Origin of the sequence: Pseudofrankia saprophytica (assembly GCF_000235425.2) — a bacterium.
In the GTDB taxonomy this organism is placed as follows: Bacteria; Actinomycetota; Actinomycetes; order Frankiales; family Frankiaceae; genus Pseudofrankia; species Pseudofrankia saprophytica.
This window is the reverse complement of the sequence record NZ_KI912266.1, coordinates 126,002-144,775: the sequence shown is the minus strand read 5'-3', so window position 1 is coordinate 144,775 and position 18,774 is coordinate 126,002. Positions and strand designations below refer to the sequence as shown.

Here is an 18,774-nt window from a genome sequence, read left to right as displayed (position 1 = left end):
CCCGCCCGGCCCCGGCGGCCCGGGTGGCGGCGGCGCTCCTGGAGCCCGGCCGCGAGCCGGGCCGCGGCGGCGGGATCGAGATCGTGGTGGTCGACGACGTGGCGACCACCGGCGCCACGCTCGCCGAGGCGGTGCGGGCGCTTCGCCGGGCAGGGGTACCGGTGCTGGCGACCGCCGTCATCGCGGCGGTCGACGGCACCTCGGCGCGCCCACGTGTCCGATTGCCCACCACGCGGGTACCGGAAGGGTGAAACTAGATGGCCTACCGGTGAACGGGCGGGTCGTCCGACCACCCGCTCCCCGGTGGGCGGGCGCCGACATCCGTGACACCCAAGCCAGAGGAGAGGACGGAACCGGCAGGCAGGACCGATCGAGATCACAAAGCGGCCGCAGGCGCGCGCGTTTTACGAGATGGGGGACAGCCAGTACTGACGACTAGACCCGGTTCGTTCGGGCCCGTCCGGGTTCGAGCCAGCACCGGGGCGCCGGGCTCCCGTCCGGATGCGGGCTAGGCCGCCGCACCACGAACCGGACACCCGGCCGGCGAACTGGAGGTGGATCGCGTGGAGATCGTGGTCAAGGGCCGGCACACGGCGGTTCCAGAACGGTTCCGTACGCACGTCCAGAGCAAGCTCGCGAAGCTCGAGCGGTATGACGGCAAGGTCATCCGGGTCGACGTCGAGCTTTCCAGGGAACGCAACCCCCGCCTGGCGGATGTCCGCGAGCGGGTCGAGCTCACCCTCTACAGCCGCGGGCCGGTGATCCGGGCCGAGGCCGCGGCCGCGGACCCCTACTCCGCGCTGGACGGCGCGACCAACAAGCTCGCCGAACGGCTGCGCCGGGCGGCCGAGCGTCGTGTCGACCACCAGCACGGCAACCACGGCCAGGGGCACGGGCACGCCTACGTCGGGCCACCGATCGTGGACCGTGGCGGCCCGACCCCCGCGGCGCCGGAGCAGAACGGGCGCTCGGCGGCGCCCGCCCCGCCCGAGCAGGGCCTGGCAGCGGCGGACGGGCTGGCCCCTTCGGGCGGTGGTGGCGTGGCCACTCCGGCGGACGTCGCGGCCGCCCTGGGGCGCCGAGGCACGACCGGCGCCGGCCAGCGGCCCGCGGGTGCCTCGAACGGCGCGCGGGTCATCGACGAGCCGGACCTCGATGGCCTCGACCTCGACCGCTACGAGCAGCCGGACCGTTCACCCATGGTCGTGCGTACCAAGACGCACCGGGCAGCGCCGATGACGCTCGACGACGCGCTGTCGAACATGGAGCTCGTCGGCCATGACTTCTACCTCTTCCAGGACGTGGCGACCGGCCGGGCGAGCGTCGTGTACCGCCGGCACGGCTACGACTACGGCGTCATCCACCTGATCGACCCGGACGACCCGGCGACAGCCTCGGACGAGGAGCGCGAACGGGTGGGAACGGCGTCATAGGAGGTCTCAGGGAACACCCGCGGTGAGAGCCGGCCTGTCCGGCCCACCGCGCCGGCCCCCTGGGAGCCCGACCGGGCTCCCAGGGGGCCGGCCGCTGTCCGACTCCCGGCGGCCCTCCAGCTTCGGCCGCTCGATGTACCTCTGACCACGTATCACAGCGATCCCCGTGGGCCCCCGCGCCGGGCCCGAATGAGGCCGAACCTGGAAATTGGTGCCTTGTCCGATGTTGGCCGATCGGTGGGGAACGCGGATCGGTGGGGGAAAGGCTCACCGACGTGGGATCATCGGCGTCGGGTGGCGGGCGCCATGGGCCGATGAGAGAAGTTCGGCCCTGTCTGGCTGCCGGGCCGGTGCGTGGACGGGCGGTGTCCGCGCGTGGGTCTGGCCGCGCCGCCATCCGTATATCGGGGCAGCGGTCAAGGGAGGCCAGATGACGGTGGACGAGCAGCGCTCGCCCGAGACGCCGCGGGCGCCATCGGAGGAGAACCCGATCCGGGTGCTGATCGTCGACGATCACGCGCTGTTTCGGCGTGGGCTGGAGATGGTGCTCGCGCAGGAGGTGGATATCGAGGTCGTCGGCGAGGCCGCCGACGGCTCCGAGGCGGTGACGATGGCCAGCGAGATGGCTCCGGACATCGTTCTGATGGACGTGCGGATGCCGCGGCGGGGCGGCATCGACGCGACCAGCGCCATCAAGCAGGCGGTGCCCAGCGCGAAGATCGTCATGTTGACGATCAGCGACGAGGAGGCCGACCTGTACGACGCCATCAAGGCCGGCGCGATGGGCTACCTGCTCAAGGAGATCTCGATCGACGAGGTCGCGGCGGACATCCGTGCGGTCTACAACGGGCAGAGCCTGATCAGCCCGTCGATGGCGTCGAAGCTGCTCAGCGAGTTCGCCTCGATGATCAAGAACAAGGACGACCGGCCGCAGCTGCCCACCCCACGGCTGACCGACCGGGAGATGGAGGTGCTTCGGCTCGTCGCGAAGGGCATGAACAACCGCGACATCGCCAAGCAGCTCTTCATCAGCGAGAACACGGTCAAGAACCACATCCGGAACATCCTGGAGAAGCTCCAGCTGCACTCCCGGATGGAGGCCGTCGTCTACGCCGTCCGCGAGAAGCTCCTCGAGATCACCTAGGCGGGGCACCGCGCGGCACCAGCCCTATGGCAGCAGCAGGCCCGTCCAGTGCTCGGCGGTGCCGGCGTCGCGGGGGTGCGGGAGCGGCCGGGGGGTCGGGTCGATCGCGAACCCGGCCTTGACCGCCACCCGTCGCGAGCCCTCGTTGCCCGTCAGCGCCATCCATCGGATCCTGGCCAGGCCCAGTCCGCCGAAACCCCAGCGGCACAACGCTCGCACGGCGCCCGTGGTGACGCCGCGTCCGCGCGCGTCCGGCGCGCACCAGTAGCCGACCTCGGCGTCCCCGCCCGGCGCGACGCCCGGCAGCCCGTCCGCGTCGCGCATGTCGGCTAGACCGACCGAGGCGAGCAGGCCACCGGTGGTCGCGTCGACGACCGCGAGGTGCGCGCCCGTGCCGGTGCGCCACCCGACCTGGGTGATCGCCGCGACGAACCCGACCGCGTCCTCGCGCCGGTAGGGCACCGGCACCCTCGTCCAGCGCTGGATCTCCGGGTCCTGGCAGACGGCGAACACGGCGTCCGCGTCGTCCGGCCGCCAGGGGCGCAGGTGCAGCGCGCCGGCGGTGATCTCTACCGGCTCCAGGACGGACATGGAGTGTTCCTCCGGAATTAGGGGGACGGGCGCGGACCGGCCGGTGCGTACCGTCGCCGCCCCGCGCCTCACACGATTGCAGGGTCCTGCGCGCAGGGCTTCCGGTTTTCCGCCCGTCGATCATGCGGCCGTTTGCCCGGCCGGTGAGGGACCGACACCCAACACATCTCGCGGAGTCGGCGCCAGGGAGTGTCGTGGGTTCCGATCGAGGGCCGTTGAAGGGCTAGCATCGTGGTGTCGGCCCGCCCGTCGACATGCCAGCCCGAGGAGTCTCGCCCGTGGTACTAGACAAGATCCTGCGCGCCGGCGAAGGACGGATTCTGCGCAAGCTCCATGCCATCGCCGAGCAGGTGAACCTCATCGAGGACGACTTCGTCGGCCTCTCGGACGCCGAGCTGCGCGGCATGACCGACGAGTTCCGCCAGCGCCTCGCGGACGATGAGGAGACGCTCGACTCGCTGCTGCCGGAGGCGTTCGCCACGGTGCGCGAGGCGGCCCGGCGCACCCTCGGCCAACGCCACTTCGACGTGCAGATCATGGGCGGGGCGGCACTGCACCTCGGCAACATCTCCGAGATGAAGACCGGTGAGGGAAAGACGCTGGTCTCCACGCTGCCGGCGTATCTGAACGCGCTCGCGGGCAAGGGCGTGCACGTGATCACGGTGAACGACTACCTGGCCCAGCGCGACGCCGAGAACATGGGCCGCGTCCACCGCTTCCTCGGCCTTTCGATCGGCGTGATCCACCCGCAGATGCCGCCCTCGGCGCGGCGCGAGCAGTACGCCTGCGACGTCACCTACGGCACCAACAACGAGTTCGGCTTCGACTACCTGCGCGACAACATGGCGTGGAGCGGCGAGGAGCTGGTCCAGCGCGGCCACAACTTCGCCATCATCGACGAGGCCGACTCGATCCTCATCGACGAGGCGCGTACCCCGCTCATCATCAGCGGCCCGGCCGACCAGCCGACCCGTTGGTATACGGAGTTCGCGCGGATCGCCCCGCTGCTCATCCGTGACGTCGACTACGAGGTCGAAGAGGGCAAGCGGACCGTCGCCATCACGGAGTCCGGGGTCGAGAAGGTCGAGGACCAGCTCGGCATCGAGAACCTCTACGAGTCGGTGAACACCCCGCTGGTCGGCTACCTGAACAACTCGCTGAAGGCCAAGGAGCTCTACAAGCTGGACAAGGACTACATCGTCACCGACGGTGAGGTCCTGATCGTCGACGAGTTCACCGGCCGTATCCTGCACGGCCGGCGCTACAGCGAGGGCATGCACCAGGCGATCGAGGCCAAAGAGAAGGTCGAGATCAAGCAGGAGAACCAGACCCTCGCGACGATCACCCTGCAGAACTACTTCCGGCTGTACGACAAGCTGTCCGGGATGACCGGTACGGCCATGACCGAGGCCGCCGAGTTCCACCAGACCTACAAGCTGGGTGTGGTGCCGATCCCGACGAACAAGCCGATGATCCGGGCCGACCAGCCCGACGTCGTCTACAAGACCGAGGTCGCGAAGTTCTCCGCGGTCGTCGACGACATCGTGGCCAGGCACAAGAAGGGCCAGCCGGTCCTCGTCGGCACGACCAGCGTCGAGAAGTCCGAGTACCTGTCCAAGCAGCTCACCAAAGAGGGCGTCAAGCACGAGGTACTCAACGCCAAGCACCACGAGCGCGAGGCGATGATCATCGCGGAGGCCGGGCGGCGCGGCGCCGTCACGGTGGCGACGAACATGGCCGGCCGCGGTACGGACATCATGCTCGGCGGCAACCCCGAGTTCATCGCCCAGGGGGAGCTGCGTTCCCGCGGGCTGTCCCCGCTCGAGACGCCCGAGGACTACGAGGCCGCCTGGCCGGAGGCCCTGGAGAAGGCCAGGTCGTCGGTCGCCACCGAGCACGACGAGGTCCGCGAGCTCGGCGGGCTGTATGTGCTCGGCACTGAGCGGCACGAGTCCCGCCGGATCGACAACCAGCTGCGCGGCCGCGCCGGCCGCCAGGGCGACAGCGGCGAGTCCCGGTTCTACCTCTCGCTCGGCGACGACCTGATGCGGCTGTTCAACGCGTCCACGGTCGAGGGGATCATGGACCGGCTGCAGATCCCCGAGGACGTGCCGATCGAGTCGAAGATCGTCACTCGCGCGATCCGGTCGGCCCAGACCCAGGTCGAGGGCCAGAACTTCGAGATCCGCAAGAACGTCCTGAAGTACGACGAGGTCATGAACAAGCAGCGCACCGTCATCTACGAGGAGCGCCGCAAGGTTCTCGAGGGCGCCGACCTGCACGAGCAGGTCCGCCACTTCGTCGACGACACGATCGCCGGTTACGTGCAGGGCGCCACCGCCGAGGGCTTCGCGGAGGAGTGGGACCTCGACACGCTGTGGACCGGTCTCGGCCAGCTCTACCCGGTCGGGGTGGAGGCACCGTCGCCTGACGACCGCGACGGCCTGAGCACGGACATGCTCGTCGAGGACATCCAGACCGACGCGCAGGACGCGTACGACCGGCGGGAGACCGAGCTCGGCACGGGCCCCGACGGCGAACCCGTGATGCGTGAGCTCGAACGGCGGGTCGTGCTCGCCGTGCTGGACAAGAAGTGGCGCGAGCACCTCTACGAGATGGACTACCTGCAGGAGGGCATCGGCCTGCGGGCGATGGGGCAGCGTGACCCGCTGGTGGAGTACCAGCGCGAGGGCTACTCGATGTTCCAGACCATGATGGAAGGGATCAAGGAGGAGTCCGTCCGGCTGCTGTTCAACGTCGAGGTCCAGGTGACGGGTCGCGACGAGGAACAGGGCGGTCAGCCGGCGGCGGGGGCAGCTCCCACGCTGGGCGCGCCGAAGCCGTTGGCCGCGGTGAACCCGCCGGCCGCGGAGCGCGACGTGCCGCCGGCCGCGCAGACCGCTCCGCTGGCACGGGGCGGCGCGCGCACCAACCGGCGGGCGCAGGGGGCTGGCCAGGCCCCGGCCCGCCAGGCCGCACCCGCGCCTACCCCGCCGGTACCCACGGCGCCCACGCCGCCGCCGGTGTTCGTCAAGGGCCTGGAGCCTCGCCGGCCAAGCACGGGCCTGCAGTACTCGGCACCGTCGGTCGACGGCGGCCCGGAGCCGGTGACGGCGTACGGGCGCGACGGAGCCGGCGGGGGTGCGGCGGCCGGCGGCCTGGGCGGCGAGCCGAAGGGCACCGCCCGCAACGCGCCGTGCCCGTGCGGGTCCGGCCGCAAGTACAAGCGCTGCCACGGCGACCCCGCCCGCCGGGGTTAGGCCCATTGTCAGGTAGTTAGCGGGATCAATGGGCCGTCAAGAGCCCTAAATTGGGAATTCCCTCGTAACCTGACACCTGACACCTGACACCTGACGGCTGACACCGAACTACGTCCGCCGCATTGCGGCGGACGTGCCGGCGTCGTCACGTTTCGCGCGGTATGGTCAGGCGGGCCGGATGATCCGGCGTTCGACGGTTCGTGGGAGACGTCGGTGCAGCGGGGGCCGCGTATGCGGAAACGAAACATGTCCGCATACGCGTGGGCGGGACCGCCATGGTGACGCCGACCGACGGCGAGTCTCTCCCGCGGTGGCGAACCCCCGCGCCGTCGGCACCGCTGGCGTCGCCGGTGTCGCGGGCACCCGGCTGGCTCAAGCCGCTTGCCGAGCACGATCCGGTTCAGGTAGGTGAGTACCGGGTCGAGGGAGTGCTCGGCCGGGGTGGGATGGGAAGCGTCTACCTTGCCCGCGCCCCATCGGGGCCAGCGGTCGCGATCAAAGTTGTCCGCCCAGACCTGGCCGCCGATCCTCAGTTCGTACGGCTCTTCCAGCGTGAAGCGCAACTCGCCCGCGGCGTCGCCCGATTCTGTACGGCGGACGTGATTGATGTCGGCACCGCCGACGGTGTTCCCTACATGGTCACCGAGTTCATCAACGGTCCCACGCTGGCGGAGGAAGTTCAGCTTAACGGGCCATTCGAGCTCCCACGGCTGGAGCGCCTGGCCATTGCGGTCGCCACCGCGTTGACCGCGATCCACGCGGCGGGGACCATCCACCGCGACCTGAAACCCTCCAACGTGCTGCTGTCCGCCGACGGCCCGCTCGTCATCGACTTCGGTATCGCCGTCGCGCTGGACGGCACCGCGGTTCCCGGCGAGCACGACGCGGGGACCCCCGGATACATGGCGCCGGAACAGGCCCGGGGGGAACGCGTAGGCCCCGCCGCGGACATCTTCGCCTGGGGCGGTGTCGTCGCCTTCGCCGCCTCGGGGCACCCGCCCTTTGGCATCGGACCGATCCATGCCCTGCTCTACCGCGTCGTCCACGAGAAGCCCGACCTGTCGGGCGTACCCGAGTCCCTACGGGCCCTCGTCACCGACGCGATGAACCCCGACCCGGACCGCCGCCCGACCGCCACCCAGCTCTACAACCTGCTCGTGCCCAACGCCTCGCCGGCCGCCGACGCGGCTCCGCCGGCGCCGTCCGAATCGGCGCTCGCGCTCTTGGGCCGGTCGGGTGGCGGCTCTGTCCAGCCGCTGGGGAGCGGCGGCCAACCCGCTCGCGCCGCCGGCCGTCGCGGCGCCGATCAGAACGCCGAACCGGCGGCCTCGCCAGCGCCCTCGCCGCCGGTCTCGCTGGTACCGGAAGCGCCACCGTGGCGGCAACCGGTTGACGTACCCGGCGACGGGCAGTTCGCGGCGTCCACAGTTACCCGGCTGGGCGGGGCACCCGACCGACGCGAGGCGACGGGGCGGCGACCGCGGCTGGGAACCCTCACCCGGCCGTGGTGGGTGGTGACCGGCGCCGTCGTGCTCGTGGCGGTCATGGCGGCCGTCATCCTGCTTCTGACGTCAACGGGTGACGACCCAGCGGGGCCGGACGGCGCGACGCCATCCGCGTCCCAGCCAGCCGGATCCACGTCACAGCCGACGACCCCCGGAACCCAGAGCACGCGGCCTTCTCCAAGCCAGCCGCCGGAGAAGGCCTGGGAGACGGTGCTCGCCGGTCTGGACGCGGCCAGGGGCCGCGCGTTCGAGCAGGTCGACGAGTCCGCGCTGGGGGACGTCTACGAGGCCGGCAGCGCGGTCTACGCCGCCGATCTTGCCCTGCTGCGGCAGGTCGCCCGTCAGGGCGGGCATGTCTCCGGGCTGTCGCTGCGTGTCCGGGACCTGCAGATCCGGGAACAGACCCAGGACCGGGTGGTGCTACGGGTCACCGAGCAGCTGGGCGCCTACGAGATCCTGGACGCGAGCGGCAAGGTGGTCCTGCGTAAGGAGCAGGGCGCCCCCGAGCGCAATGACGTCACGCTGGTCCGGACCGCGGCCGGCTGGCGCATCTCCGCTCGGCTTCCCGCCTCCTGACGTGGCCGTTGACGCCACGATCTACCTGGCCGGGCTTTTGTGGCCTCCAGCCCACCTCGGGTGGCGGCCCACCCTGGGCGTCAGCCGATCTGGAGGTTGGTCACCTGCCAGCGCCCGCCCGTCGACTCCATGCGCAGCGCGAGGGCGGCCACCCGGTCGCCACGGTTGACCACCGCGACGACCTCGGCGACGCCTGGCCGCGGCTCGCCGATCCGGATGCTGCGGACCGAGCCGCGGCCCGGGTACTGGCCACCGGCCTTCTCCAGCGCGGCCTGTAGCCGCGGGGTGGCCCAGCCGGCCAGGTGCGAGACCGGCCGCACGCCGGCGAGCACCTCCACGACGGCCCGGACGAAGATCGTCGCGGCCGGGCCCGGGTTCTCCCGGAAACGGCTGTCCCGGGCCTGCGCGGGTATCCGGAGTGGCGCCCGGCGCGCCGTCGGGTGCGCCGCCAGGTTCGACCGTCCGGAGGCGGTGCGCAGCGAGACGTCGTCCGTCGTCCGGGAGAGTTCGTGGGAGACCGTGACGGCCGGGGACGGTGTTGGCGGCGGAAGCCGAACGTCGCCAGGGCCACGATGGGCGACGGCGCCGTGCCGCGCGCTCCGGCCGTGGGACGAGCCGGCGGTGCCGGGGCCGCGTCGCCCGCCGGTCTGCAGAGCGCGTCGGCCGACGCGGGTCCGGGGCATCTCGTCGTCGCCGGTGCGCCGAACCTGGTCCTCACCGGCGCCGCCCGGCCTGTCGTCGCCGGTATGCCGCACCGCGTCGTCGGCGCCTCGGGTCTTGTCGCCCCGCACGGCTCGGGTCTCGTCGTCGTGCGCGCCGGAGGTCTTGTGATCGTCGGCGCTTCGCGCCTCATCGTCGTCGGCGTTTCGCGCCTCATCGTCATAGGGCGGCTCGGTCACGAACGCTCGGAGCCCGCGCAACGGGGCGGCCGGGCGCGACTCGGGCGGGTCAGGCCGCCCCGCGCGAGCGTTGGGAAGAGTCATCTGGCGTGCCTCCTTGGCCGGGCCGTATGGGCGGGGTCAGGGCCCGTCGGGCGGCCGGAGCCGCTGCCCCGGAAGGATCAGGCCGGGGTCAGGGCCGATCGCGTCCTGGTTGGCTGCCCACCACCGTGGCCATTCGGCCGCGATCTGGGCATCGGTGGCGCTGGGGCCGAGGTGGCGCGCGGCGATCGTCCACAGCGAGTCGCCCCGGTGGACAACCACCTCCGCCGACGAGCCGCTCCCGGGTGGCTCGCCGATCCCACGTGGCGCTGAGCCGCCCAGCGGATCGAGGCCCGGCGAGGGGGAGGGAATCGTCGGCGCCGTCAGGTCAGGAAAGCCCCCGGCCGGCATTCCGGCCGGGCGGACGGTGGACGGGGGTGGGGCGGTCGTGGGCATCGTCGGCGTCCAGGGCGTCGGGCTCATGGACGGCGTTGGTGTGGCCGCGGGCGTCCACGTCGGGTCGACCGGCTGGGACGGCGGGGCCGGGAGCGCCGTCGGCGAGGGCGAGGCCGCCGTCGGGCTGGGGGAGGACGACGGGGCGCCGGGGGCAGGGGCGCCCGTCTGAGGAGTGGCTGAGGGCGGGACGCCTTGGTCCCTGGGGGTGAGCACGACGATCGGGGTGCCCGCGGGCAGCCCGGGCTGTGGCCCCCCTGGGGAGGCGGACGCCGGGGCGGTGGGCGACCCGGACGGCTGGCCGGAGGCGTCGGGAGCACTCGGAGTGAGCGGGATTGCCGGTCCGGTCGTCGGGGCCGACGGGGCCGGCGTCGCGGTGACCGGTGCCAGGACCGGCGGGGTGACCGGAGCCGCTGGTGGGGTGGTGGCCGGTGCCGGAACCGCCGGCGGTGGCGTGGCCGGTGTCGTGGTGGCCGGAGCCGGAGCCGGAGCCGGTGGCGGTGCGGCGGGTGCGGTGGTGGCCGGCGCCGGCGCCGGAGCCGGGGGCTGGGTCGTCGGGGGGCGGGTCGCGGGCGCGGGTGGGTTGCGGGTGGGTGCGGCCGGTGCCCTGCTCGCGGCCGGCGGCGGCGCTGGCGCTGGCGCCGGACCTCCCCGGGTAGGCGAGCTCGTGCCCGGCCCCGAGCTGACGACCGGGGCCGAGAGATCTGGGGACCTCGGGTTGACGACCGGAGCCGACAGATCTGGGAAGGAGCCCGGGGCCCCGCTCTGCGCCGGCGCCGGGACGACGGGCGCGGAGACGTCGGGAAACGCGTGGGTCTGGGCGGCCGTCGGCGAGTCGCGGGGCACGCTCGCGGACGCGGGCGTCGCGGCGATCAGCCCACCCGCACTGCTCGCGACGATCGTCAGGCCGAGGCTGACCTCGAGCAGCCGGTGCAGCGCGCGCGGCAGCATCCAGCGTGACAGCCGTCCGGCGCCACGCCCGGCCGCCCCGGGCAGCGCCGCGAGCGACCCGATGACGACGCCCAGGCACAGCCACAGCAGGCAGGCCCACGCGGCCGCCGCCACCGCCGTGACCAGCGCCTGCTCGGGCGCGTCCGAGAACCAGCGCGGAACGTCGCCGACGCCCGTCGGCAGGTCCGCGAGCCCGGGGCCGGCGACGAGCAGGATCGCGGCGACGCCACCCGCCAACGCGATCGGGAGGACGGCCCGAAACACGCGCCGGATCGATCTCATCGCGCCTCGCTTCGCGCCGTGGGCCGTCGCGTGGCCGCCCTGTGGGCAGCGAACACGCTGGGCCCGCCCCGGATGGTTCGGGGGGTCATCCCCCCGAACGGGCACTCGCCTGTCAGCCCGCCGCCTCCGGCGCCACCCAGGGCGGGACCGTCTCCACGGCGGCGGGTCACCGGGAGACCACCCGAGGTGGCGGACAAGCTGCTTCGCCGAAGCCAGTTCCGTCGGGTCCGCTTGTGGTGGGCCCCGTTCGGTACGACCCCTTTCTGCTCGGCAGCGAAGCCATGGAGTACTTCGTTTGCTTCTGTTTGCTTGTGTAGCCCTCTGGCGGCAAAGTGTCAATCCTGGTTGTCTGGCCGGGTACGGGCTGACGGCGCTCGGCCCGCCCGGGCTTGCCTGGCGGCCGGCGGGTGTGCCCGGCGGTCTGGTGCCGGCTGCCTGGGCGGACCCGATCGGTCCGTATTGTCGGGACGGCCAAAGGGGGTGCCAGGTTGCGTTGGGAGGCGTTGTTCGCGGATCTTGAGGCGCAGTGGGACGCGGCCGAGGCCGCCGAGCTTGCCGCCGAGGTCGCGGACCGTAGTCGCCTGGAGATCGGTTACCTGAGGCTCGTCGACCGGCTACGCCCGGCCGTCGGGCACCGGATGCGCTTCGACATCCTCGGCCAGCCCGGTCCGGAACGAGGCGTGATCACCGGTCGGCTGCTCGCGCTGGGGGCGGACTGGCTGCTCGCCGAGGATGCCGGCGGGGGCGAGGCCCTGATCCCGGTGCGGTCCCTGCTCGCGGTGCGCGGGCTGCGTGGCGAGGCGGCGCACCCGGGGCACGAGGGCCGGGTGGGCGCCCGCCTCGACCTGCGGCATGCGTTGCGCGGCGTCGCCAGGGACCGGTCCGGCTGCCTGGTCATGCTGGCCGACGGACGGACGGTCAGCGGAACGATCGACCGGGTGGGCGCCGACTTCGTCGACCTCGCCGAGCATGCCCCGGGCGAGTTTCGCCGGCCGCGCGCCGTCGAGGGCTGCACCGTTCCGCTGGCCGCGATCGTCCTGCTGCGCCGGACCTGAGTCCTGCTCCGCGGGACCTGACCGCCGGGCGCTCCGCCGTCGCCGACCAGGCGCCCGCGGCGGTCAGTCGTCTGGCAGTGATTCGTGGCGGGTCAGCGGGTTGGCGAGCACGAATGCCCGGGTCTGCTCATAGGCGCGCTGGATGTAGGCCTCCAGCTCGCTGCGTTCCACCCGCCACTGGCCGCGCCCGCCGATCTTGATGGCGGGCAGCTCGCCGCTGCGGACCAACGCGTAGGTCTGTGACGCCGAGATGTTGAGGATCTCCGCAACGTCGGTGAGCTGCAGGAACCGTTCGTTCATCGAGCTGACCTCTATCCCCTCCGCCGCCCGTCCGACATCCGTTCGGCCGACCGCCCGCACGGCCCCCGTCGCGACCGCGTGTGCCCCTCGGCTCCATCCCAGCGACCAGCGTGCCCCGCCCCGGGTGTCGCCACCGCCCGGCCGCCCGCTGCCGGGAAGGCGCGCGGGCGGACAGGTGCGGCTGGCCGCCCCTGGAGCGGCTCAGAGGCTCTGTGGGCTCAGGGGCTCTGCAGGCTTAAGGGCTCTGAGCGCTTAAGGGCTCCGTGGAGGCCGACCGGTGTCTACGACGTGTGTACCAGGTTTTCTCGCCGGGATGCGCTCGGATGCCTTCGGTTGTGGATAACTGCCCTCGATCGCGCCCGGTCAGACCGCTAAGACCTCGGGCCGGCGACATTCCGGCCCCGTCCGTACGCGTCGGGTGACCGATTCGCGGATACCGCGCGCCAAGTCCAAGAACGCCGCGGGAACTGCTGCTCCGAGGACATCTCGTGGGCCTTCTGGAGCGTCCAACTCGGTGTCCAGTGGGAGATCCCCACAGGTGCCACGATGTGGTCCATCGGCGCGTACGCTGTGCAACGCCGCATATCCGTGCGCGTCGCCCGTCAAGCGCACGGCGCGACGGTCCGACCACGACCGGCGGTCGCTCGCCGGTCGGGCACGAGTCCCGTCGTGGGAACCGCCGCCACTCCGGGGCACCCGCCCGCGGGTGATCGAGCACGATGAGGAGACCACGGTGACCGACCTGGCGCCCGCCCTCGGCCCTGGGTCCCCGCCGGATGGACGTCGCCCATCCGGCAGGCGGGCGGACCCGATCACCCCGCCGTCACCGCCGGCCCGCCGGATCGGCCGCCGCGGCTGGCGCGACACCCGGTTGTTGTTCGGCGTGCTGCTCGTGCTGGTGTCCGTGGTGATCGGCGCCCGGCTGTTCGCGACGGCGGACCAGACGGCCTCCTGGGTGGCCGCCAGGGCCGATCTGCCCGCCGGTCACGTCGTCACCGCGGCGGATCTCGTCACGGTGCGCGCCCAGCTCGACGACGCCACGGCCGCCCGCTACTACCCGGGGCGACGGTCGAAGGAGGTCGTCGGCGGCACGCTCGCCCGCCCGGTAGGCAAGGGCGAGCTCCTCAGCGGAGGAGACTTCGCCGCCGCCGACGCCGCGGCGACCCGGATCGTGCCCGTGGTGGTCAAGGCCGGCAGGGTTCCCACCCTGGTTCCCGGTGACCACGTCGACGTGTACGTCTACCAGCCGGCCGGTGCCGTCGACGCGACGGTCACCTCCGGCGGGGCCGCCACCCCGGACGGGCAGGGACAGTCGGACGGCGTGGGCACCCCCGCGGCCGGCGGGGCCGGCGCCGAGGTGATGGTCCTGCACGACGTCGAGTTCCTCGGCGAGCTGCGGATCGCGACAGGCGACCGGTCGCTGACGCTGCGAGTGCCCGTGGACGCGGCGATCCGGGCGGTCGCCGCGTCGCAGAGCGAGCGCGTCGACATCGTGAAGCTGGAACGTGACGGTCGTGGTCAGGTGGGCGAGACCGGGCCGACGGCGGCGCCGGGGTACGGCCGGTGAGCCTGCCGATCCTGACCGCGGTCACGGACTCGGTCGTCGAGGCCGGACTGGTCTCCGCCTTCGACCGCAATGACCTCGGCGTCACCGTCGTCCGTCGCTGTGTCGACCTTCCGGACCTGCTCGCCGCCGCGACGACGGGCGCGGCGCGGGCCGCGTTGCTCTCGGCCGACCTGCGTCGCCTCGACCGGGAGGCACTCGCCCGGCTCGCGCAGGCGAACGTGGCCGTCGTCGGCCTGATCGCGCCCGGCGACGAGGCGGGTGACCGGCGGCTGCGCCAGCTCGGCGTCGTCGCCGTGATCACGGCCGACGCGACCGCCCACACGGTGGCCGCCGCCGTCGTGGAGGCCACCAAGGCGCTGACCACCCGCCCGGCCATCGGCCCGGTGTCGATCAGCCACGGTTTCAGCGAGCCGGTCGTCGGCTACGGCGCCATGCTGCCGCCCGTCCTCGACGAGACGAACGACCTCGACGACGAGCGTGCCCACGCGCCGGTGGGCCAGGGGCGGGTCGTCGCCGTCTGGGGCCCGACCGGCGCCCCCGGGCGCACGACGATCGCGCTGAGCCTCGCCGCCGAGCTCGCGGACCTCGGCGCGTCCACGCTGCTCATCGACGCGGACTCCTACGGTGGGTCCATCGGCCAGCTCGTCGGCCTGCTCGAGGAGGCGCCCGGCCTCGCCGCCGCCGCGCGGGCGGCCAACCAAGGCACGCTCGACGTGCCTCGGCTCGCCGTGCTGTGCCGCGACCTCGGCGGCGGCCTGCGGGTGCTGCCCGGCATCGCCAGGCCGTCGCGCTGGCCGGAGCTGCGGCCGTCCGCGCTGGAGAACGTGCTGGACCTTTCCCGGCGGCTCGCTCAGTTCGTCATCGTCGACTGCGGCTTCTGCCTCGAGGCCGACGAGGAGCTGAGCTTCGACACGTCGGCCCCGCGGCGCAACGGAGCCACGCTCACGGTGCTGGCGGACGCCGACACTGTGGTGGCGGTGACCTCCGCCGAGCCCGTCGCCCTGGTCCGGTTCGTCCGAGGGCTCTCGGACCTGCGCGAGCTGGTCCCCGGCGTGGAGCCGCTGGTCGTCGTCAACCGGCTGCGCGCCTCCGTGGCCGGCGGCGACCCGCGCCGCGAGATCGCCAGGGCGCTCAACCGGCACACCGGCACCGAGCCGATGGCGCTGGTCCCGTACGACCTGGCGTCGTTCGACGCGGCCCAGGCCGCCGGTCAGCTGTTGCGCGACATCGCCCCCGCGTCGCCCGCGCGAGCGGCGATCCGCGACCTCGCGACCCGCCTGACCGGCCGCACGCCCCGCGGCCAGCGCCAGCGCCGCCGCCTGCCGGCCCGCCGCTGAACGGCCGCCGGGGACCCCTCCCCGGCGGCCCGGTCAGCCGGCGAGACCGGGCTCCTCGCGGACCGTGAGCTCGGGCTCGTCCCGGAGGGTCGGGCGCCGCACCGGCCCGGTGCGGCGGGTGGGCGTCGCCGCGAGGCGCGCGGTGCTGGTGACCGTGGGCGCCACCGTCGGCACGGTGGGTCTCCTCGGCGTGGTCGGCCTCGTCGGCCTCGTCGGCTGGACCGTCACCGCGGCCGCGCGTTCCGGCACCGCCGCCGGCTCGGCCGCGCCGGCGGCCCGTTCGGCGAACGCGGCGGCACAGGTGCGCAGCGCGGTCTCGAACACCTCGGCGCGCCGGGTGATGTCCATGACGTTGCCGCCCATCACCTCGAGGTCCTCCCGGCCGGGGGCCAGCGCGCACACGCTCGTCCCGGTCGCCTCCGCCAGCGCGATCTCCCTGGCGAGCCGCCGGGTGGCGGCCCGGCGTAGCTGGCGCTCGGCGATGGCGACAGGGTGCCGCGGCCGGTCGCCGTCGAAGGCGCAGGCCGGCGCCAGCACCAGGATCTCGTCGAGCCCCGCGTCCACGCACAGGTCCAGCGACGTCGGCGAGCGGGTTCCGCCGTCGACGAACCGCCGGCCGCCGATCGTGACGGGGGCGTACCAGCCGGGGATGGCGCACGAGGCCATCACGGCCTGGGAAGCCATGGCCTTGGGGGCACCGCTCGCGCCGAACAGCACGCGTGCGCCGGTGTCGAAGTCCATCGCGACGACCCGAAGCGGGCGTGGCCAGGTGGTGGCACTCGCCGAGTGCCGCGCGGCGGCGCCCGCGATCAGGTCGCCGACGGCGGCGATCGTGCCACGGCCCTGTGGCAGCAGTGCGGCCAGCGCCACCATCGGCGTCGTCCGGCGGGGGTGCAGCACCGCGCTGGTCAGCAGGCGCGGCGAACCCATCCGCATTCTGGGCGGCGGCGGCAATGACGCCCCGAGGTCCCGGTAGTCCAGGATGGGCGCGCCCGGTCCGTACAGTCCTCGCTCGGAGTCAGCCATCGTGTCGACGTCGACACCCAGGCCGAGCAGCGTCGCGACCACCGAACCGGCCGACGTGCCCACGATCAGGTCGAAGGACCGGGCATCGTCGCCGGTCTGGGCCTGGTACGCCCGTAGAGCGCCGATTATCCAGGCAGAGCCGAGTATTCCACCGGCCCCGAGGACCAGCCCTCGGCGCGGAGCCTGTTTGCGTGGCATCGCCACCACCTCCCAGCGCGGCGACCGAAGCCCGCGCGACCGGCCTCGCGTCCGCCGCCGATGGCCTGGGCTGCTGGCGGGGTGTGCGTGGCGCGGCATCTCCGCGTCGATCTGCGGCGGCTCGCGACGGCTCCGATCGACGAAGATCGGGTCGTGCGGGTCGCGCGGGCCACGGCCACGTCCGCGTGGGCCGTTCACACGGGGTGTTCTCGAGCCGGCCACCCGCCGGGTGGCACCTTCCGGGGTCGGCTGAGGTCACCGAGGTTCCGGTCCACGGTCCGCATTGACCGCTCGTACCGCTCGGTATGTGTGTTCCTGGCCGGGCGTGCGGCGCCGACGGCGAGGGCGCCGTGGCGCCTTCGCCTCACTCGGGCTCGTCGGGCTCCGGGAAGGTGGTTTCCAGAACTCCCCAGGAACGCAGCCGGTCGGCGAACTCCTGCGGAGTGGTGTCGTGCAGCAGGGCGAGTGCGCGCAGGTCGCCGTCTCGGATGGACAGGACGTGGCCGGCGTAGTCGTCGCGCTGCCGCTGGATCTGCGCGACCCACCTGCGCACCAGGGCGGAGGTGTCTGTCGGGGCCGCGGCCAGTTTCTCGAGGTTGAGCACGGTCCTGGGCCGCCGCTCGCGCGGAGGCAGCTGATCCTCGTTCGGCAGCAGCGCCGAGACCGGTACCCCGTAGAAACCGGCCAGCTCTGAGAGCTGATGCACGCTGATCATCCGGTCGCCGCGCTCGTAGGAGCCGACCGCCGCGGTCTTCCACCGACCGCGTGACTTCTGCTCCACGCCTTGCAGCGAGAGGCCTTGCTGAATACGGATCGCCCTCAGGCGAGAACCAACGGCCTTCGCGTACTCCCGGCTCACCCGACTCACCCCCAGCCTCGAACGAGCATCCGAACCCTCCGTAACGTCGCCATGACCCCTCTTGATCGTCAGGCCTACCGTCGGCATCGTGCGGGATCACCAGACGCGGCAGCGGTAGTAACGCTGCCGAAAGAGTCCGTTTACCATCTTACCTAGATCGAAAATACTCTAGGTATCGATCTTGCGCTTAATATCGGACAAAACGCCATCAAAGGTGACACTGCTGACTACCCGTTGCCATCGGCGTGCCCCCCCTTTGGCGAGTGGTGGGCTCCCCTCGTTGTTTGCGAGCGGGTCGAGGGGAAACCCCGCTGGGCTGGCGGTGGCGAATGCCTCCGTCACTGCTCGTGTCGATGCCCGCGAATCGCTCCGCGTAACCCCCCGTCACGCGCTGCTATCGACCCCCGTTCACGGGTTCGCGACGGAAGGGGCAGACTGACGGCGTGCGTGTCTACCTGCCGTCAACGCCGACGGCTGCGCGAGCAGTGATCGACGAACGTGCCGTGCCCGCCGGACTGGGATTCGCGGTCACCCCGGCTGTCCGGGAGTGGTACGCCTGGTCGGACACGGAGGAGATGGAGTACGCGGCGCTGCTCGCCGCCGCGCGGGCCTGCCTCCGCCTGCTCGACGCCGACGCCGATGCGCCCAGACGCCGGGTGGTGTTCGCCGTCGACGTCGACGACGCGGGTGTCCGGGTCAGGGATGACCTCGACCGGGGTGTCGTCGAGGTCACCGCGGCCGTGCCGCTGGCCAGGGTCCGCGCGGTGCACGCGGACGCCGCCGACGCCGAGCCCGCCGTGGCCGCCGCGGCCGACTCGGTCATGGCGGCCGATCTGGGCAGCGAGGACGCCGCGTTCATCGTCGACGGCGCGGACGGCCACGAGCTCCTCTGGTACGCCACCCAGGAGATCGCAGACCTGTTCTGACGGCGCGCGGCTCGGGTCGTCCCTGTTCGTCGGACGCTCCGCCGGCCCGCCCGGCCCGCCCGGCCCGCCCGGCCCGGCCCGGCGTGGCCCTTGCCGCCGGCCCGGGCCTTGCCGTGGGCGCGGGTTGTCGCCAGGATCGGCTCGTCCTCGCCGCCGACCCCGCTCCCGCCCTCCGGCCCGCGAGGTGATTGGGGCGGTGTGTCCGGGCTGTGTCGCTCGGCGGGTCGCTGTCTGGTCTGGCGTGGCTGGCGCGCTATTGTCCCGTGCCAGACGAGCACGTATCGGACAACGCAACGCGGGGCCGGAGTCGGTCGTCGTGGCGCGTTGCCCGACCAGAGGTTTTTCTCAACAAGCGATCATCGCCTCGCCCGCACGTGGGCCGAGGCTGGTG

General features: G+C 72.8%; 15 protein-coding genes. 9 read left to right on the top strand and 6 right to left on the bottom strand.

All coding sequences use genetic code 11. From position 1 onward, the window contains the following. The 3 genes from FRCN3DRAFT_RS0200630 to FRCN3DRAFT_RS0200620 form a co-directional block, all read left to right on the top strand. The coding region (locus FRCN3DRAFT_RS0200630; RefSeq protein ID WP_007512784.1) for a phosphoribosyltransferase family protein at positions 1-251 on the top strand (251 nt) is incomplete at its 5' end. Between the two features lie 312 nt (positions 252-563). Further along, positions 564-1,433, top strand: a complete 870-nt coding sequence (hpf, locus tag FRCN3DRAFT_RS0200625; protein ID WP_007512785.1) for a ribosome hibernation-promoting factor, HPF/YfiA family — start codon at positions 564-566, stop codon at positions 1,431-1,433. A 430-nt stretch (positions 1,434-1,863) separates the two neighbouring features. Further along, positions 1,864-2,577 carry a response regulator gene (locus FRCN3DRAFT_RS0200620; protein WP_007512786.1) on the top strand — a complete coding sequence of 238 codons (714 nt, stop codon included), beginning with the start codon at positions 1,864-1,866 and terminating at the stop codon, positions 2,575-2,577. Positions 2,578-2,601: 24 nt separating this feature from the next. Here the strand turns inward: FRCN3DRAFT_RS0200620 and FRCN3DRAFT_RS41970 are convergent, their stop codons facing one another. Beyond that, positions 2,602-3,168, bottom strand: a complete 567-nt coding sequence (locus FRCN3DRAFT_RS41970; RefSeq protein ID WP_007512787.1) for a GNAT family N-acetyltransferase — start codon at positions 3,166-3,168, stop codon at positions 2,602-2,604. A gap of 278 nt (positions 3,169-3,446) precedes the next feature. Between FRCN3DRAFT_RS41970 and secA the strand changes: the two genes are divergently transcribed. Together secA and FRCN3DRAFT_RS41965 are read left to right on the top strand one after the other, a co-directional pair. Next, positions 3,447-6,428 carry a preprotein translocase subunit SecA gene (gene secA, locus FRCN3DRAFT_RS0200610; RefSeq protein ID WP_007512788.1) on the top strand — a complete coding sequence of 994 codons (2,982 nt, stop codon included), beginning with the start codon at positions 3,447-3,449 and terminating at the stop codon, positions 6,426-6,428. A 275-nt stretch (positions 6,429-6,703) separates the two neighbouring features. Next, positions 6,704-8,509, top strand: coding sequence for a serine/threonine-protein kinase (locus FRCN3DRAFT_RS41965; protein WP_007512789.1), 1,806 nt, complete (start codon positions 6,704-6,706; stop codon positions 8,507-8,509). Positions 8,510-8,589: 80 nt separating this feature from the next. Here FRCN3DRAFT_RS41965 and FRCN3DRAFT_RS0200600 read toward each other — a convergent pair whose 3' ends face one another. Together FRCN3DRAFT_RS0200600 and FRCN3DRAFT_RS0200595 are read right to left on the bottom strand one after the other, a co-directional pair. Further along, positions 8,590-9,492: an Rv3235 family protein gene (locus FRCN3DRAFT_RS0200600; RefSeq protein ID WP_007512790.1), complete on the bottom strand. Its 903-nt coding sequence runs from the start codon at positions 9,490-9,492 to the stop codon at positions 8,590-8,592. A 36-nt stretch (positions 9,493-9,528) separates the two neighbouring features. Continuing rightward, positions 9,529-11,097, bottom strand: coding sequence for a LysM peptidoglycan-binding domain-containing protein (locus FRCN3DRAFT_RS0200595; protein ID WP_051466094.1), 1,569 nt, complete (start codon positions 11,095-11,097; stop codon positions 9,529-9,531). Positions 11,098-11,603: 506 nt separating this feature from the next. Here FRCN3DRAFT_RS0200595 and FRCN3DRAFT_RS0200590 point away from each other — a divergent pair. Then, complete coding sequence (locus tag FRCN3DRAFT_RS0200590; RefSeq protein WP_007512792.1) at positions 11,604-12,170, top strand: hypothetical protein; 567 nt, start codon at positions 11,604-11,606, stop codon at positions 12,168-12,170. A gap of 63 nt (positions 12,171-12,233) precedes the next feature. Here the strand turns inward: FRCN3DRAFT_RS0200590 and FRCN3DRAFT_RS0200585 are convergent, their stop codons facing one another. Next, positions 12,234-12,470: a helix-turn-helix domain-containing protein gene (locus FRCN3DRAFT_RS0200585; RefSeq protein WP_007512793.1), complete on the bottom strand. Its 237-nt coding sequence runs from the start codon at positions 12,468-12,470 to the stop codon at positions 12,234-12,236. Between the two features lie 733 nt (positions 12,471-13,203). On the opposite strand from FRCN3DRAFT_RS0200585, the gene FRCN3DRAFT_RS0200580 reads away from it, so the two are divergent. Continuing rightward, entirely contained in the window at positions 13,204-14,037 is an 834-nt protein-coding gene (locus FRCN3DRAFT_RS0200580) for an SAF domain-containing protein (protein ID WP_007512794.1), read from the top strand. Then, positions 14,034-15,374 carry a CpaE/TadZ family protein gene (locus FRCN3DRAFT_RS0200575; protein WP_007512795.1) on the top strand — a complete coding sequence of 447 codons (1,341 nt, stop codon included), beginning with the start codon at positions 14,034-14,036 and terminating at the stop codon, positions 15,372-15,374. The genes FRCN3DRAFT_RS0200580 and FRCN3DRAFT_RS0200575 overlap by 4 nt, the downstream gene beginning before the upstream one ends. A gap of 33 nt (positions 15,375-15,407) precedes the next feature. Here FRCN3DRAFT_RS0200575 and FRCN3DRAFT_RS0200570 read toward each other — a convergent pair whose 3' ends face one another. Together FRCN3DRAFT_RS0200570 and FRCN3DRAFT_RS0200560 are read right to left on the bottom strand one after the other, a co-directional pair. Further along, on the bottom strand, positions 15,408-16,598 hold the full coding sequence (locus FRCN3DRAFT_RS0200570) for a patatin-like phospholipase family protein (RefSeq protein WP_007512797.1): 1,191 nt from the start codon (positions 16,596-16,598) through the stop codon (positions 15,408-15,410). Positions 16,599-16,962: 364 nt separating this feature from the next. Continuing rightward, on the bottom strand, positions 16,963-17,457 hold the full coding sequence (locus FRCN3DRAFT_RS0200560; RefSeq protein WP_027140116.1) for a transcriptional regulator: 495 nt from the start codon (positions 17,455-17,457) through the stop codon (positions 16,963-16,965). A gap of 443 nt (positions 17,458-17,900) precedes the next feature. On the opposite strand from FRCN3DRAFT_RS0200560, the gene FRCN3DRAFT_RS0200555 reads away from it, so the two are divergent. Next, positions 17,901-18,383, top strand: coding sequence for a DUF6912 family protein (locus tag FRCN3DRAFT_RS0200555; RefSeq protein WP_027140115.1), 483 nt, complete (start codon positions 17,901-17,903; stop codon positions 18,381-18,383). Positions 18,384-18,774: the final 391 nt, after the last annotated feature.